We start from the raw sequence: 14459 nt of genomic DNA, 5'->3' as shown, positions 1-14459 counted from the left end.
CGGAAATACATCTGAAACTCAAGAACCAGATGGCCTTCACGTATCTGGAGGTAGTAATACTAATGCCTACATGCCAAGACTGCAGATTTTATACGGCTATTGATGAGATAAAGGGCGAATGTTTCAGCCTCGGATTTGAAGTACGCGGGAAAACCGATTCCAAGAAGTGCCCGGAGCGGGCTTTCAGGCCAAATAAAGGTCCCAAATCGAAGAAAGCGGGAGCGGCACGGTACTAAAATGAATAGTGAATCGGGGACGAGGAAAGCTCGGTTAAATGAGGTAGAAAGTGTAAAAGTATATTGATCGAGCATCCGGATGGAAAAAATGCCGGAAAGCGCAAAAAACTTTTTTCTGCTTGCCGGACTCAAATGAATTGTAAGTTAGGTTCCATTAAATCTTTCCTTTTTATATCTCCTTTTTTACTTTTACGTTTTTTCGATCAATCTGCTTTCTGATCTCCAGATACCACAATATACTCATACCTGTTCTCCGTATCCATTCCGCCCGCATTCGTTACTGTAAGGCTCGCATTATATTTTCCTGGTCTGGTAAACGTTGTGAGTCGCATTCATGGCATGTTTTGAATGAATGCCATCTCCGAAGTCTGGAGCCATGAGGTTGGAGGACCTGCGCTACTGTCGGTGAATAGCACTTTTAATGGTGCACGTCCAGAGGTTGGATATGCAGAAAAGTCTGCAATAAGTGATTTTTCTCCCTGTTCCGAAATAATGCACATATATATATCGGAGTTTCCATTGCGAAAATCGATCCATACAATTCTGTTGCTGTGGATATCGGGACTCCATGATGATCCGCTGGTGGTGATTGTCAAAATCCCAGTTCCATACAAGTGCATATCGTAAATAATCTGCATCAAGAAAAGGTTATAGTGATTTATATTTTTCAGAGATAATTTTCTCAAGTTGGTTAGCCATATATATGTTCAATAGGGGGAGCTTGTATGAAAACATGCCGTCTCTATTTTGTGACAATCACTTAGATAAGAGGAATTTATGGCATTAATATCAACGACATATATGATGTCGCTTAGTACTCTGACCATATGGTTTTCAGGAACAAAATCTTCCAGGTTAAAATGGAAGTAAAAACTGCTGCTTTTGATCGTACTTTCTAAACATGGTGAACACTGGAATTAAGTTTTGTAAAAGAGATAAAGATTACGGGTTTCTGACCCAAATGTACTATCAGGTATAGTTTTATCAGGTATAGTTTTGAGACAGCCTGTTAAAGGTCAGGTTCTCATAAAAAACGAACCTTTTTTCAGAAACTTAATTTCCAAAAATATATCCCTCTTTTTAGCCATTTTTTAATAAAATATAATTAGATAAAAATGGTTTAATAAATTGGGTAGTGGTTTAATAAAATGGGTAATCATAAGTCTGACAGGTCAAATAGTCCATTTACCAGGAGGGAACAAAGGGATAGGAAGTGCCATTTGTTTCGCTCTGGCACACGAGGGTACAAATATTGTAATTGCTGCAAGGAACGAGAGTGGATCCAAAGAAACTCTGGATCGAAAGGACGCGGGAAGTAAAGAATTTTGCGATTCCTGTTGACGTGCACAATGAAGAAGATGTAAGGAGCCTCATATTTTTGTGCCTCAAAATTCGGGGTAAACGAAGTAATCGAGGCAATCACCACCGAACTGAAAGGGCAGATAAAGGTTTATTCAATCTGTCCGGGTGCTGTAGATACGGATATGTAACGGTCAATCTATAAGAGCAGACATGAACTCAAACTTGCAGAACTTACCTTACTTTGTAATAAATCTTTAATGGACACGAATGTAAAAGGCATGTTTTTTTGCACAAAGTACGCCCTTCCCCATCTGCTTAAGAGGGGAGAAGGAAGTCTCATAAATAGATCCTCGGGTGCAGGAAAACATGTGATACACAAACTCTCGATTTACTGTGCCTCGAAATTTGCAGTAATAGGTTTTACCGAGTCTGTTGCTTATGAAATTGGAGGCATTCAGGTATATGCTGTCTGCCCTGCCAGTGTGGATACGGATATGTATCACTCGCTTCACTCGGGTAAACCTGTCCTGAAACCCGAAGGCGTTGCAAGTAAAGTTCTTGAGCTCTGTTTGCCGGAAACGACTCTTCCTTCCGGCTCTTCAATTGAGATTTACAGGCCTCCCATAAGGGTGGTTTAATTCAGATTTTGCTCTGTTTGAAGGAGCGATAAAGAGAGACAAAAATGAGATAATAGAGACAAAAAGAAAGACAAAGGAGAGACAAAAAACAATCTCTGGAAAACGACAAATTCTGATACAAAATCCTGATACAAGGTGGAATCATGTTCAAAAACCGTAAAGATGCTGGAGAAAAACTGGCCCAGGTACTTGAAAAGTACAGGGATAAAAACCTCCTTGTCCTTGCTATTCCACGCGGGGGAGTGGAAGTAGGATTACAGGTTTCAAGAAAGCTGGGTGCTGAATTCTCTCTTATTATTGTAAGGAAACTGCCTTTTCCTGACAACCCGGAAGCCGGATTCGGAGCAGTAGCCGAGGACGGAAGCACCTTTATTTTTGAAAATGCCAGTTGCTGGCTTGCCAGGGAAACCATTGAAAGGATCAAACAGGATCAGATTGTTGAGGTCGAAAGACGCATAAATGCTTTAAGAAGGGGAAATCCTCTGCCTGAGCTTGCAGGAAGAACTGTGATCCTTGTCGATGACGGAATTGCCATGGGTTCTACCATGCGGGCAGCCATTGAACTCTGCAGAGCCCGGAAAGCAGGAAAAATTGTAGTTGCTGTGCCTGTAACTGGAAGAGAGGCAGCAAAATCGATTGAAAAAGAAGCCGACGAACTCGTTGTACTCGATATGCCCATCGATTTCAGGGCCGTTGCTCAGGCTTACGAAAACTGGTATGACGTTTCGGATGAAGAAGTGCTTGACCTGCTCAGGGAGAGGATAAATGAAAAAGAAATTAAAGCCCATGAGTTTGACCAATCTTCACTATCAACGTGAAAGAAATTTGGGTCAGAAACTTTTTAAGCACTTTTTCAGAGACTGTTTTTATATATTTTTCTGTGTGACTTCCATATCATTTATCTGACTTTTGTTACAATTTTTCTCTTTAAAACCCCTACATATCAACATATCACTATTCTTCAACATATCACTATTCTTTGAGTTTTTTGACGCCTTCAAAGAGCTCTTATCTTTAGAATGATGGATGTTGATGCTGTTTTGCCATAGGACGATAGTTACGAATTTTTGATTCTCTGGTTTTAATTTACTTTTCTTATAATTATAAAACTGATCCCAAAACTCGCTTTATTCTCTAATCGATGAAGTTCCAGAAATATTTCCCTTGATTAGTGATCCTGTTGGAAATTCTGAATCCGAGATTCTGAGAATTAATTTTGAGTTGTAGTATCGGCTCGCAAAGGAGCGTATAGTGAAAAAGGATCGAATTTTCATCCTAATTTTTTCAGGATGTATGAGATAAAAAAACAAAATTTAGAAAGGTGAAAAAGATGAATAGATTTTTAGCTTTAGTCTTTTCTTCAGGAACAATTGTCGGCCTTTCCATGGCTGGCCTGGCACTGATTACGAATATTTTGCTGTCAGAACCGGTTTCGTTAAATCCGGTACTGGTCTGGTTTTCAATTACAACAGGACTGTATACAGCGAACAGGTTAATCGAAGGCGATAGAGATGCAGCAGTTGACAATATCATTTCTTCTACGGTAACTGCCTGCAAACCTTTTTTGCTGGTCTTTTCCGTTATCATGACCTTACTCGGGATATTTCTTGCTTTTCACGAAAAGATTGAACTGGGGCTCTTAATTGTTTTAACAATCTTTTATTTTGCCCTTTATACAACCGACCTCAAGAAAACCGTATTCAAAAAAAGGGGAGACGTGCAAAGGATTATCTCGGTGTAAAAAGCCTGATGGTCGGAATCGGGTTGAGTTTTGTTGTCCTTTATACGGGAATCTATTTCCAGACAGACAATTTCATAGCTCTGATCCTTCTCTGTTTTCGTACAGTCCTCAACGAAGCGATGAATTCGATTATCTATGATATGAAGGATCTTGAAGCCGACCGCATCAATGGTGTTAATACCTTCCCACTTGTTCTGGGCATCCGGAAAACGAAATATTTCCTCCATTTCATAAACGGGGTAGTAGCAATTCTCACACTTGCCGGGTTTTTCCTTGGGGCTTTTCCTCCCGCCTGTCTGGGGTTGCTTGTTTCATTGCCTTATTTTGCATTTCTCATCGAATACCTCGTTCATGAACCCTACAGGAGAGGTCATTTACTCTTACAGTATACCCTTCTGGACGGTACTTATATAGTGATGGCCCCTATCGTAATGCTTCTTGCGAATTAAGCCTTGTCCCTGTTGGTTTTTGAATTTATTTCAGGACATAGCAAAGCTTTACGAATTGTTCGGCTTCCTGAATTAAATCAGGAAACCGTTTTCCTTTTTTCCACAACCGGAGTATAGAATAGGGGATCAGGAAATCGGAGCTTTTCCGGGAGGGGTAATGTAATCTAAACAGTATAAGGTCAGCTCAGGCAGAGTTGTGGCTCTGCGGTACGATATTCCCTTCATTCCATTTTTGTAATTCTCTATTGAGTTGTTCCCCTTACAATTACAAAGTAACTTATTTCAACGCAATTAAAATCTTATTGTTTTGCATGATTTTGAGTAAAATCGAAAGGCCAGGACATAATAATAAGTCTTCTTAAAAAGTCTCCTAAATATGTTCCATAAGTATTTTATATTCTTACATCTTTTTTATAATTTAGTTACCGTTGGAGGTACTTGTAAATCTTAGGGGGGTTAGTTACAAAGTTTGCTTTTCTTACTATGTGGCAAGCGAGAGTAGCTCCTGGGTAAAAAAACAACAAAGATCCATTAAGAGACTTGAAACATTGGGGATGAATCAAGTATGGACAGAGTCAGCATCAACGGTTTTTTGAAACCAACGGATAACGTGCCAGTTACCGATGAGTATCTGGGTCATTTTTTGAAAGTCAGCTACATTCAGGAGATTGGCGGCAATTCGATTTACAGCAAAGATCGAAGTGATGTCGAACAAAATGGAGCCTTCCGTTTCTTTCTACCTAAACCGGAACTACTGGGCGGGAAATCTGTCACGATCACGGTGTTTGCACCGGATGGTGAGCAGCTGGGCACTCAAATTTACAGTTTCGGCAGTCTTAATGCGGCTATTTTATCGGAAAACGAAGAAGATAAAACACAACCCCTGATTCTGCATGTGGATCCCAAGGTGATTCAATTTAATGAATCAAGCCCGGTTCTGGATGCCTATCGAAAGGTTGCAGGCAGGGTAATTGATATTTCTGGAGAGAAAAAAGCTGCTGGCGTTCAGATCGTCATCATGGCAAGTGATGATCCGAATGCTACAGTAGATAGTCAAAACTATCATCCGATCTTCTCCGCACAGACCGATAAGGGGGGCTATTTCTTCGGAAGGGTGGATAACAAGACTCACGAACGTGCTTACGGACTGATCGCCGGACTCGAGGGTACGCCTATCCCGATAACTCTGGATAATAGGAGGATCCCCAAAGACCTTATCCTTGTCACTGATTTGTCAGACTTATCCGGGGAGGCCCTTTCCGGCGGAGGAACCCCGATGTTACCTGATGCGGATGACCTGGTTCTCAGTTCTTCGTATTCCCAGGATCTGGGGGGTAAGTGTGTCGATTTTACGATCCCGAACCGCACCCTGGAAGAATTCAGCTTTTACCATACTGTCCGAACCACGGAACCGGAGATCAAGGGTCTGACTATTACGGCCAAAGAAAGCAAGTACATAAAAGACGAACTGCAGACCATCTCCGACGAGCTCTTTACGATTTTCGGTAGACTCAATAATTCATTCAGGACCCTGTCTGTTATTCCTTACACCGTGGATGAAGAAAAAACAGCAGCTGAAATGGATAGTGCGTTGCGGATCAATAGCGCGAAGGTCGCTGCTCCGACCTCGCCGGTCTACTACCTGAAAGTACCTTCAGGAACTGCACAGCTCAAATTAAGCACACAGGACCTATTGCAGGTGAGTTCGGGGATCAACTTCAGCTTTCTGGTCAAAATGCTGGCTGAACAGGCTCGCAGAAAAGCGAAATTACAGGAGTTGCATCAACAACTGGCTGCGGCTTACTGTGGCAAATACGGGGTTCAGGAAGCTAAGACCTACTGCGAGACTTTGACAGCAAAGAATGCTCTGAATTACAATACCCTGGAATCCATCCTTGGACATATCAAGAAGTATGCAAAGTTTGTTGAACTCAACAGCAAACTGGCGAAGGAGTTTGAAGAGTTCATTTCCGATCTTGATGAACTGATGCAGCAACCTTTTGCGGATTCCGGGCTAATAAACGTCATGAAAAACCGAGGAGTAAAGCTGATCCAGGAAGTGGATACAGCCACGAATGAGTCTCAGGATCCGGAAGAACTGCTTGGCTATCTGCGGCGTCTGGTGGCTGAACTGTCACAGGTGGGAGAAAAAGGTGCATACAATTTCGAACCCTGCCCGTCCACTGAAAAAAAGAAAACAATGGGTATTCGGTGCTTGATGAATCAGTTTGAAGACACAAAAGATGTGCTGCGCAATAAGACCATCTTCTCGCTCGGCGAGATCCTGATGATCCGCTCCAATTACGATTTATTTATCACCAGCATTACGGCATTTCTCAACCTGCTGGAGCAGTTCCATAGTTTTTATGTTTCAAGCACTTCCTTCATGATCTCCCTGGAAGATAATTACTTCATCGAAAACTACAACCCCATCAAGAGTTCGTTAGATAAACTTAAAAGGCAGATTTACACCGCCATTAATAAGATTGAGGATATTGAACGCGCTTATATCTCTAACCATCCCGGGCGTAAGGAGCTGACAGTTGAAAATAGCATAGACTGGGATGAAACTCCCACAATTTACGAGAATACCACGATTGCGCACGGCCATATCCTGCATTTCAAGCAAAAGTGGAAGGCTGACGGGTATTCGCTTGGGGATTTGCTCTATAGCCTGCCGCTGGCCCCCTGCCAGGAAAAGCAGATCGCAATTGTCGACTGGGATCGTGAAGAACGTTCCGCCCGAAGCGAAGCACAAACAGTCACAGAAGCCCTCGTAGCCGGGATTTCACACGACAGGGATATCAGTGAAATAATCAATTCGTCTTTTCTGGAGAATATCAATGCCAGTTCAACCAATAAAACAAGCTCCACCAGCGGGGGCATCGGTGGAGCCCTGGGGTTCATAGGCAGTTCGTTCGGCCTCGGCATTGCAGGGGGTGTTTCTCATTCGGGGGCCTCATCCAGTTCCACTGCTACGCAAAACTCATCCCGGAACCTGGCGGGCAGTACATTAAACCGGTTACAGGACAATATTGCTCAGTCGGCTTCAGCGCTCAGAAGCCAGCGCAGCACGGTCATACAGACAGTCGGGCAGACCGAAAACGTGACTGTGCAGACCGAGGTAGTCAAAAACAACAACCACTGTCATGCCATGACGGTGGAGTACTTCGAGGTGCTGAAGCATTATGCGATTGAAACGGAACTTGTGGATGTCCAGGAGTGCCTGTTTATCCCGCTGCCGATGAGCCTCTTCGATCATCAAAAGATCCTCCGGTGGCGGAATACGCTGCGCCGGGCCGTGTATGGCCAAAAACTGGTAAGGGGCTTTGATGCTATCGAAAGGATAGAAAACAATTACGCTGACTCGGACCTGCCTGTCGGCAGCTACGCAGATGAAGTGATCGAGGATTTCAGCGGTAGTTTCTCCATCTCGTTCGAACTCAAACGCCCTTACATCAGCACAATAGAAGAAGCAACAAAAACCGAAACTTACGATCTGAGTGTGCCGTTCCCGTGGTTTTCCGGCTTTATGAAATTCACGCTGGAACGCGAAGTCCCTCTGACCGAAGCCGAGAAAGACACCATTTTCGAATCACAGTACGCCCCTGAGATCGTCCACACGTTTATCGATAAGATCGGGATTCAGGCTATCGCAGAGGATGGTACTGAAGAGCCGCTGGACCTGGACTTTACCCTGCTCTCAAACTACCGCCGCGGAATGCCTCTTGAAGTAAAACTCGCCAGTAAAACGACACCCAATATTACCCGACGCCGGATAAAGCATCTGCGTTTCCGCGCCAACACGACTGTCAAAGCGTCCTCCAAAATCATCTTACGTTCGGCCTATCTTTATTACCGGACTAGGCATCTTAACGAGTCCATTGTCCGGAACAGTCGGGTTAACAATGACATAATTAACACAGTAGAGGTGCATGTTGACCTTACCACACCGCCCTATATCGAGATTCAGACCAGGACCGATGCGGCATTGATATACACGCCGCTTTCCGACAGGGAGCTGAGGGACCCGAGAAAGGAGGACCGTGAAGCTGCGGCCGCGCTGGTCAGCTTTTTGAACGAACACCTGGAAATGGCCCATAAGGTTATCTGGTCCGGCATGGATGCCAGTCGCCTGTTCGGGCTGCTGGACGGCTACATTGCACCGAATTCGGGAGGTAAGAGCGTCGCCAGTGTTGTCGAGAACAAAATCATGGGCACTGTCGGGAATAATCTTGTGCTCAAGGTTGTGCCCGGGGAAAGGCTCGATCCCGTATTCAAGGGTGTTGAAGAACTTGTTACCTATTACCAGCCAACGATGAAGCCGGACCCGTTCCGGATCAGCGTCCCGACAAAAGGAGTCTACGCGGAATCCGTTATGGGCAAATGCAACAGCTGTGAAGAAATTGATGATACCCGACACTGGCGCTTCTCCGAAGTCCCGTGTGATGCGAAACCCACAGCTATCGACACTGTTTCCACCAGTAGCCGCCGTTCGGATGTGGGTGACCTGCAGGTCAAGGATCTACCGTCAAACATCATTGCCATGCAAACAGCACCGTCTTCACCCGATCCCACCGGTCTCGGTGCGGCATTTAATCTACTTGGCAAGAGCGATGTCTTCAAGGACATGACCGGCCTGGCTGGCACCCAGGCCAATGCACTGAAAGCTCTGGAAACCACTTCAAAAAGCGTGACCGATCTGGCAGGTCTGGCTGCCGATATCCAGAAGCAGAGCGCCATGAAGAAAGACATCGGCAAGACTCTGAAAGCCATTCAGGACGCTGAGGGCAAACAGCAGATTTCCAGGGACCAGGCCAATAAGCTTGCTTACAGCGCCCTGAGCTCAATGGTGGGCGAACCTACGGCAAAACCTGCAAACCTGACCCAGGAAAAAGAAGTCCAGGACCTGATCAAGTCCCAGTCGCAGCAAAAGGCACCTAATATCAAGATCAACCGCGGGACGGAATCGGTAGAGGTGAGCGAACCCAAGACCGGCGGTACCGGAACCTCTTTTGATTACACCGTTCCCGGGATCGTGCCGATCATCGCGCAGCCCTCAAACATGACATGCTGGGCTACGGTTGCGACCATGATGATGTCCTGGAAGGATAAAGTGTCGTACACAATTGAGACCGCAATGGACAAAGCCGGTGCGACCTACCGGGCCATGTTCGATGCCAATAAGGGCTTGCCGGCTGCGGATCATGAAGCCTTTGCCGCAGCATGCGGCATGAAAGGAGAGCCGCCCATGTGCTACACCGTAAGCGGCCTGCGTGGGCTTATCGAGCTTTACGGCCCGCTTATCGTGATCGCTGATGAAACTCCCGGTGGCCTCTGGGCTATCCACGCACGGGTAGTCCGTGGCATCTACGGAGATGGCACGGTCGATGGCACCTTCCTGCGGATCAATGACCCGGCTGGCGGCCGTCAGTATACCGAGTCTTTCCGAGCCTTCTCCAAGAAATTCGAAGAAGTTGCGGACGCCCCGCGTTTGCAGGTCATGCACTTCTAAATCGCCCTTTCCATGGTGGCTACAAAGCCATCATGAAACGGGCATTCCTTTTTCTTCGAGATCTCCGGTCATATTTTTCTTTCACGGTGTCGAGCCGTACAATCCAAAACTCCTGCTCCTTTTTGTAATCACGGTGTCTTTCTATTCAATCAGAGACGACTTTATCTTTTACCGGTGTTCTATCCTTATGTTGAAGGGGAGAGCTTTTCTTGCCGAACAAAGGAATGAAGAAGCCCTGGAGAATTACGGGAGATTATTCGAACTGGTTCCCGGAAGCCCGGTATTATTTGAAAACTTGAAGACGATAACTGAACAATTTAAAAAATACTGCCTTTTATTCGGGAACGTCGAGGACGCAAACAGGGTCTTTAGCCAGATAGAAGAAATCTATAAAAAAATCCTCAAAGAAGAACCCGGCAACATGATTGTCTCTGATCATCTTCTTTTCTTATACGAAGTCTCCGGGGACCTGTACTCAAAACTTGGAAGCATTGAAAAAACTGAAGAAAACTACCTCAGGGACCTCGACTTCCTGAAAGAAAAACTCCGGATACAGCCAGGAAATATTTCTTACATCCTGAAGCAGGGCGAAATTTACCAGTCGCTCGGCATGGCTTTTTATAATAACGGGAAAGCTGAAAGGCACTGCGTATCATCTGGCAGGCGAATATGAGAAATCAAAAGAGGCTTTTGAAAAAAGTATACCCATAAACGCAAAAATACTTGATGAAGAACCTGAAAATTTCTTATACATGGGTGGGGCGGTAGTAACATTCACAGAGTACTTAAAGTTACTCACGAGTCTGGGCCGGAAAGAAGAAGCAGAAGAATACACTGCAAAACTTGACGAACTAAAGGAAAGGATTACGAAAATATATGGGTTTGATGAATTTGTAAAAAAAGATGAGGAGCCTGGAAAATAACTCTGAACTGGATATTTCTGGAATAATCCCTGTACTTGTGGGCAAGCCTTCTGAAGATCTCAACTTGGGAGCCATTAAAGAAATTCTTTACAGGTTCCTCATCGGCGTGCAGCTCTTAAAATTCGGTCTTTTGTGAGGATACGGCTAAATATGACCCAAGGAACCTAAAGTTTACAAAATAAGTATAAATCTAATCGGAATTTTCACTAAAAAAATATTGACTTAATATTATTCATAGAGAAATAAAAACTTTTTAAAAAATGCGAGGGGTGGGATTCGAACCCACGAAATCCTTCGATACCAGATCTTAAGTCTGGCGCCTTTGGCCTGGCTGGGCAACCCTCGCACATGGAGAAAAGCTGGCTGGTTTTGAGCCGCAAAAACTTTGTTACGCAGACATGCCTTAAATAAAGTTAAATTATTTAAAGCTTATTCTTTACCATATGGAAATTACATTTCTTGGCACTGGAGTTGCGATCCCTCAGAAGGGTCGGGTACAGTCCGGAATACTTTTAAGACTTGAGGAAAAACCTCTTCTTATTGATTGCGGAAGCGGCGTACTGAGCCGTTTTCCCGATGCCGGAGTCCCACATACGGAAGTTGATACCGTACTTCTCTCACACCTTCACCTTGACCACGTAGCTGACCTGATCCCTCTCGTAAAAGCAAACTGGCTCCGAGGAAAAACCGATATGCGGGTTTATGGGCCTGAAGGGACCGATGACTGGTTCACACAGGTGATCGGGGCTTATGAGTATTTTCAGGACGATGTGGACGTGGACATTATAGAGCTCTACCCAGGAAAAGAATTTACCCCTGAGGGCTTTGACTGCGAAATAACCTGTGCAGCCGCTGTCCACAGCGTCCCGACTCTCGGGTACCGTATAACCGGAGAAGCCGGAGAGATCGTTTACTCCGGGGATACCGAACCCTGCAGGGATATCATGGACCTCGCAGTTGAAGCCGATCTCCTGATCCACGAATGCTCTTTTCCTGCCGGCACAAAAGTAACAAACCACACAACTCCGGGCACCCTTGCCGAAATGCTTGAGGACTATAACGGCGAGATCGGAAGTATCTGCCTGACCCATTTCTACCCCGAAATGAAAGGGCATGAAAAAGAAGCAGTCCGTCGTCTCAGGGGTTATGTCGAAGGCGAGGTGATTATTGCAGAAGACCTGATGGGGCTTGAGCTGTAACGCCCGAGTTGCGGCTCGGGAGTACGCGGTCCTTTTCGCTACGCTCAAGAGGACTATTTTTATGGTTCACAGTTGCTTAGTTTATCAGGGCTAAAAGAAATAGAGAAGAGATCTAATGTGTGGCGCATAGATCTCTCTAAATTAATTTTTATTTTTCTTTCATTTCCATATACACTATGAGACTTTCATGAATTTTTCATATTAAGCACACCTAAAAAAGAGAGAGCCTTACTGACATGGTTACATGAATAAGGGAGCTTGAAACCATTATTTATATATGAACTGCCATAAAACCAAATTACTATGAAACGGCAGGACCAGCGTGAAGTTGATATATATTAAAAAACTGCAGGAAATGCTTCCGGAACTGAAGAAGAAATACCCTATAAAATATATGGGAGTTTTTGGTTCTTATGTCCGGGGAGAGCAGAGCCCATCTAGCGACCTTGACATCCTTGTGGAATTCAATGGGTCCATTACATTGCTGGGGTGTGCCGGACTTGAGAATGAATTATCGGATAGGCTTGGGATTAAGGTCGATCTTGTATCAAAAACTTCTCTGAAACCCAGGATAGGAAAACATGTCCTTTCAGAGGTAGTTGAGGTATGAACAGCAGAGTTGCGGGAGATTATAACGAAGACATACTTTATTCCATTCTCGATATTCAGGAATTCGTCGCTGAATCTGCTTAACTGTGGTGATCATCATGGCAAGAATACTTTCAGAAACAGATATTGGGATCTTAAAGACGCTCGCTCCTGAGTGTGAAGGGCTTCTTTGCTCGGGTTCGGGAGTACCCTATCGTTCCATTCTTCCGCCCCTGGCAAACCACTACTCAAAGGATGCAGCCGATTTCCTGAGAAGAATAAAGATGCTGTCCATGTACGAACTTGAATACCTTATAAGGCTCATTTTGTCAGGAGAAGAAAGCCTGGGCTGCGTTCCATTTGATTACATGACCCTTTTTGTGGAAAATGTCTCCGAAAGGATGGGGAAAGAGGTTGCAGCTCAGGTCAAAAAAACATATGAAAACTCCGAATGCCCGGCCTGAAGACAGTTACCGTTGTTGATAACTAAAAATTCGGATAAGCCTGTTCAGGTTCTTCCGTATTTATCTTCTAGCCTTTCTATGTCGTCTTCTCCCAGGTAATCGCCCTCTGCGATCTCAATGAATACCAGGTTCTGAATGCCTGTGTTTTTTACGCGGTGCACTTCGTTTATGGGTATGTCGACCGTATCTCCTATAAGAACTTTAATATGATTGTTGTTTTTGGTTACACGGCCTTCGCCGCTGACTACATACCAGTGTTCATTTCTATGGGCATGGCGTTGAAGGGAGATTTGTTCCTGAGGCAGGACCGTGATGCGTTTGACCTTATATCCGGGTTTTTGGGCAAGGATTTCATAGAAGCCCCAGGGCCTTTTTGCTTCACGTTTTCGCTTTTTAAGAATTGTTTCGTAAACCCTGATATAGTCCTCTACCATCCGGTCAACAGAGAAACGTTCTTCCACGCTTTCCCTGCATTTCTTTCGGGAGATGGAGTTAACCTTTTCAACAGCCTCTACAGCTTCGGATATCTTGTTTACAAGAAATCCGGTCTCGCCGTCCATTATCAGTTCAGGCATTGCACCCCTGTTTATTGCAATTACGGGTGTCCCGCAGGCAAGGGCTTCAACCACCCCGAGCCCGAAAGCTTCTTCATAGTTGATCATGTGCAGGAGAGCATGGGCATTTGAAAGCAGCTCCTTTTTGCGCTCCTGGGTTACATGTCCTTCGTAAATGATCTGGGAACCATCTATATGGGGCTCAACTTCATTTTTAAAATATTCGGGGTCTGCAATAAAGCCGGCTATTTTCAACTTCCTGCCTGTTTTTTTTGCAACTTCTATTGCTTCTTTTGCACCTTTCTCCCTGTGGATGCGCGAGATAAAAAGAAGATAGTCCTGTGGCCTGTCATTAAACGGAAAAGTTGCGATGTCTATCCCGTGCCGTACTGTTGCTATATAATCGATCTCATTGCACCGGTAGGCATCACTTATGGAAACGTAAAAGGTACTGTTGTTATATTTTTTATAAACCGGCAGAATTTTCCGAGAAGAAAATCCGTGTATGGTTGTTACAACCGGTGTGTCTACCAGCTCACTGTAAGTGAGTGGCAGGTAATCAAAGTGGTTGTGGATTATATCATATTCATTTGCCCTTTCGAAGACCTCTGAGATATGCAGGCCTTCATACACCTTTATCAAGATATCTTTATCTTCTTCGTAAGGCCTTGGGCAGATTGCATGAAGTTTGCCTGCCGTGTGCGAGTCAGCTGTTGCAAACAGTGTAACCTCAATTCCCCTTTTTACCAGGCCTTCGGTTAATAAGGAGACCATGTATTCCCATGGTCCGTACTTTTTAGGTGGCGTGCTCCAGGCAATCGGAGATAACATCGCAATTCGGATAAGGCTT

General features: G+C 44.7%; 14 protein-coding genes and 1 tRNA gene. 12 read left to right on the top strand and 3 right to left on the bottom strand.

The window, feature by feature from the left end; all coding sequences use genetic code 11:
- Window positions 1–62 precede the first annotated feature (62 nt).
- Window positions 63–236, top strand: a complete 174-nt coding sequence (locus MSSIT_RS24110) for a hypothetical protein (protein ID WP_015412686.1) — start codon at window positions 63–65, stop codon at window positions 234–236.
- 332 nt (window positions 237–568) lie between these two features.
- On the opposite strand, the gene MSSIT_RS10945 is transcribed toward MSSIT_RS24110, so the two are convergent.
- Window positions 569–832 (bottom strand): hypothetical protein, encoded by a 264-nt coding sequence (locus tag MSSIT_RS10945; RefSeq protein ID WP_156158842.1) that lies wholly within the window; start codon window positions 830–832, stop codon window positions 569–571.
- A gap of 813 nt (window positions 833–1645) precedes the next feature.
- On the opposite strand from MSSIT_RS10945, the gene MSSIT_RS25690 reads away from it, so the two are divergent.
- The 8 genes from MSSIT_RS25690 to MSSIT_RS25685 all read left to right on the top strand — a co-directional run bounded on the left by MSSIT_RS25690 (window position 1646) and on the right by MSSIT_RS25685 (window position 10804).
- Window positions 1646–1726 (top strand): hypothetical protein, encoded by an 81-nt coding sequence (locus MSSIT_RS25690; RefSeq protein WP_082089132.1) that lies wholly within the window; start codon window positions 1646–1648, stop codon window positions 1724–1726.
- A gap of 69 nt (window positions 1727–1795) precedes the next feature.
- Window positions 1796–2176, top strand: coding sequence for an SDR family NAD(P)-dependent oxidoreductase (locus MSSIT_RS10935; RefSeq protein WP_231589763.1), 381 nt, complete (start codon window positions 1796–1798; stop codon window positions 2174–2176).
- 143 nt (window positions 2177–2319) lie between these two features.
- Entirely contained in the window at window positions 2320–2994 is a 675-nt protein-coding gene (locus MSSIT_RS10930) for a phosphoribosyltransferase (RefSeq protein ID WP_048172362.1), read from the top strand.
- Window positions 2995–3506: 512 nt separating this feature from the next.
- The gene (locus MSSIT_RS10925; RefSeq protein ID WP_048172360.1) at window positions 3507–3917 is read left to right on the top strand and encodes a hypothetical protein; all 411 of its coding nucleotides are present in this window, start codon (window positions 3507–3509) and stop codon (window positions 3915–3917) included.
- Between the two features lie 8 nt (window positions 3918–3925).
- Entirely contained in the window at window positions 3926–4366 is a 441-nt protein-coding gene (locus tag MSSIT_RS21250; RefSeq protein WP_052721613.1) for a UbiA family prenyltransferase, read from the top strand.
- A 565-nt stretch (window positions 4367–4931) separates the two neighbouring features.
- Window positions 4932–9881: a papain-like cysteine protease family protein gene (locus MSSIT_RS10915; RefSeq protein ID WP_052721612.1), complete on the top strand. Its 4950-nt coding sequence runs from the start codon at window positions 4932–4934 to the stop codon at window positions 9879–9881.
- A 187-nt stretch (window positions 9882–10068) separates the two neighbouring features.
- Window positions 10069–10554, top strand: coding sequence for a tetratricopeptide repeat protein (locus MSSIT_RS10910; protein ID WP_048172358.1), 486 nt, complete (start codon window positions 10069–10071; stop codon window positions 10552–10554).
- Complete coding sequence (locus MSSIT_RS25685) at window positions 10502–10804, top strand: hypothetical protein (protein WP_156158938.1); 303 nt, start codon at window positions 10502–10504, stop codon at window positions 10802–10804. The genes MSSIT_RS10910 and MSSIT_RS25685 overlap by 53 nt, the downstream gene beginning before the upstream one ends.
- 261 nt (window positions 10805–11065) lie before the next feature.
- Here MSSIT_RS25685 and MSSIT_RS10905 read toward each other — a convergent pair.
- A tRNA-Leu gene (locus MSSIT_RS10905) sits at window positions 11066–11150 on the bottom strand.
- Window positions 11151–11247: 97 nt separating this feature from the next.
- On the opposite strand from MSSIT_RS10905, the gene MSSIT_RS10900 reads away from it, so the two are divergent.
- From MSSIT_RS10900 to MSSIT_RS10890, 3 genes are all read left to right on the top strand, one after another.
- A complete protein-coding gene (locus MSSIT_RS10900; RefSeq protein WP_048172356.1) occupies window positions 11248–12003 on the top strand; it encodes an MBL fold metallo-hydrolase in 756 nt (251 codons plus the stop codon).
- 322 nt (window positions 12004–12325) lie between these two features.
- Window positions 12326–12613, top strand: a complete 288-nt coding sequence (locus MSSIT_RS10895; protein WP_231589761.1) for a nucleotidyltransferase family protein — start codon at window positions 12326–12328, stop codon at window positions 12611–12613.
- Between the two features lie 97 nt (window positions 12614–12710).
- Window positions 12711–13055, top strand: coding sequence for a hypothetical protein (locus MSSIT_RS10890; protein WP_048174695.1), 345 nt, complete (start codon window positions 12711–12713; stop codon window positions 13053–13055).
- Window positions 13056–13099: 44 nt separating this feature from the next.
- Here the strand turns inward: MSSIT_RS10890 and MSSIT_RS10885 are convergent, their stop codons facing one another.
- Window positions 13100–14440: a glycosyltransferase gene (locus tag MSSIT_RS10885; protein ID WP_082088960.1), complete on the bottom strand. Its 1341-nt coding sequence runs from the start codon at window positions 14438–14440 to the stop codon at window positions 13100–13102.
- Window positions 14441–14459: the final 19 nt, after the last annotated feature.

The organism is Methanosarcina siciliae T4/M (assembly GCF_000970085.1).
Lineage (GTDB): Archaea > Halobacteriota > Methanosarcinia > Methanosarcinales > Methanosarcinaceae > Methanosarcina > Methanosarcina siciliae.
This window is presented reverse-complemented; position numbering and strand designations above follow the sequence as displayed.

What these genes read in the sequence shown, in the direction of transcription:
- MSSIT_RS24110 (WP_015412686.1), top strand. Translation starts at nt 63, where the DNA reads ATGCCTACATGCCAAGACTGCAGATTTTATACGGCTATTGATGAGATA.
- MSSIT_RS10935 (WP_231589763.1), top strand. Translation starts at nt 1,796, where the DNA reads ATGGACACGAATGTAAAAGGCATGTTTTTTTGCACAAAGTACGCCCTT.
- MSSIT_RS10930 (WP_048172362.1), top strand. Translation starts at nt 2,320, where the DNA reads ATGTTCAAAAACCGTAAAGATGCTGGAGAAAAACTGGCCCAGGTACTT.
- MSSIT_RS10925 (WP_048172360.1), top strand. Translation starts at nt 3,507, where the DNA reads ATGAATAGATTTTTAGCTTTAGTCTTTTCTTCAGGAACAATTGTCGGC.
- MSSIT_RS21250 (WP_052721613.1), top strand. Translation starts at nt 3,926, where the DNA reads ATGGTCGGAATCGGGTTGAGTTTTGTTGTCCTTTATACGGGAATCTAT.
- MSSIT_RS10915 (WP_052721612.1), top strand. Translation starts at nt 4,932, where the DNA reads ATGGACAGAGTCAGCATCAACGGTTTTTTGAAACCAACGGATAACGTG.
- MSSIT_RS10910 (WP_048172358.1), top strand. Translation starts at nt 10,069, where the DNA reads ATGTTGAAGGGGAGAGCTTTTCTTGCCGAACAAAGGAATGAAGAAGCC.
- MSSIT_RS10900 (WP_048172356.1), top strand. Translation starts at nt 11,248, where the DNA reads ATGGAAATTACATTTCTTGGCACTGGAGTTGCGATCCCTCAGAAGGGT.
- MSSIT_RS10890 (WP_048174695.1), top strand. Translation starts at nt 12,711, where the DNA reads ATGGCAAGAATACTTTCAGAAACAGATATTGGGATCTTAAAGACGCTC.
- MSSIT_RS10885 (WP_082088960.1), bottom strand. Translation starts at nt 14,440, where the DNA reads ATGTTATCTCCGATTGCCTGGAGCACGCCACCTAAAAAGTACGGACCA.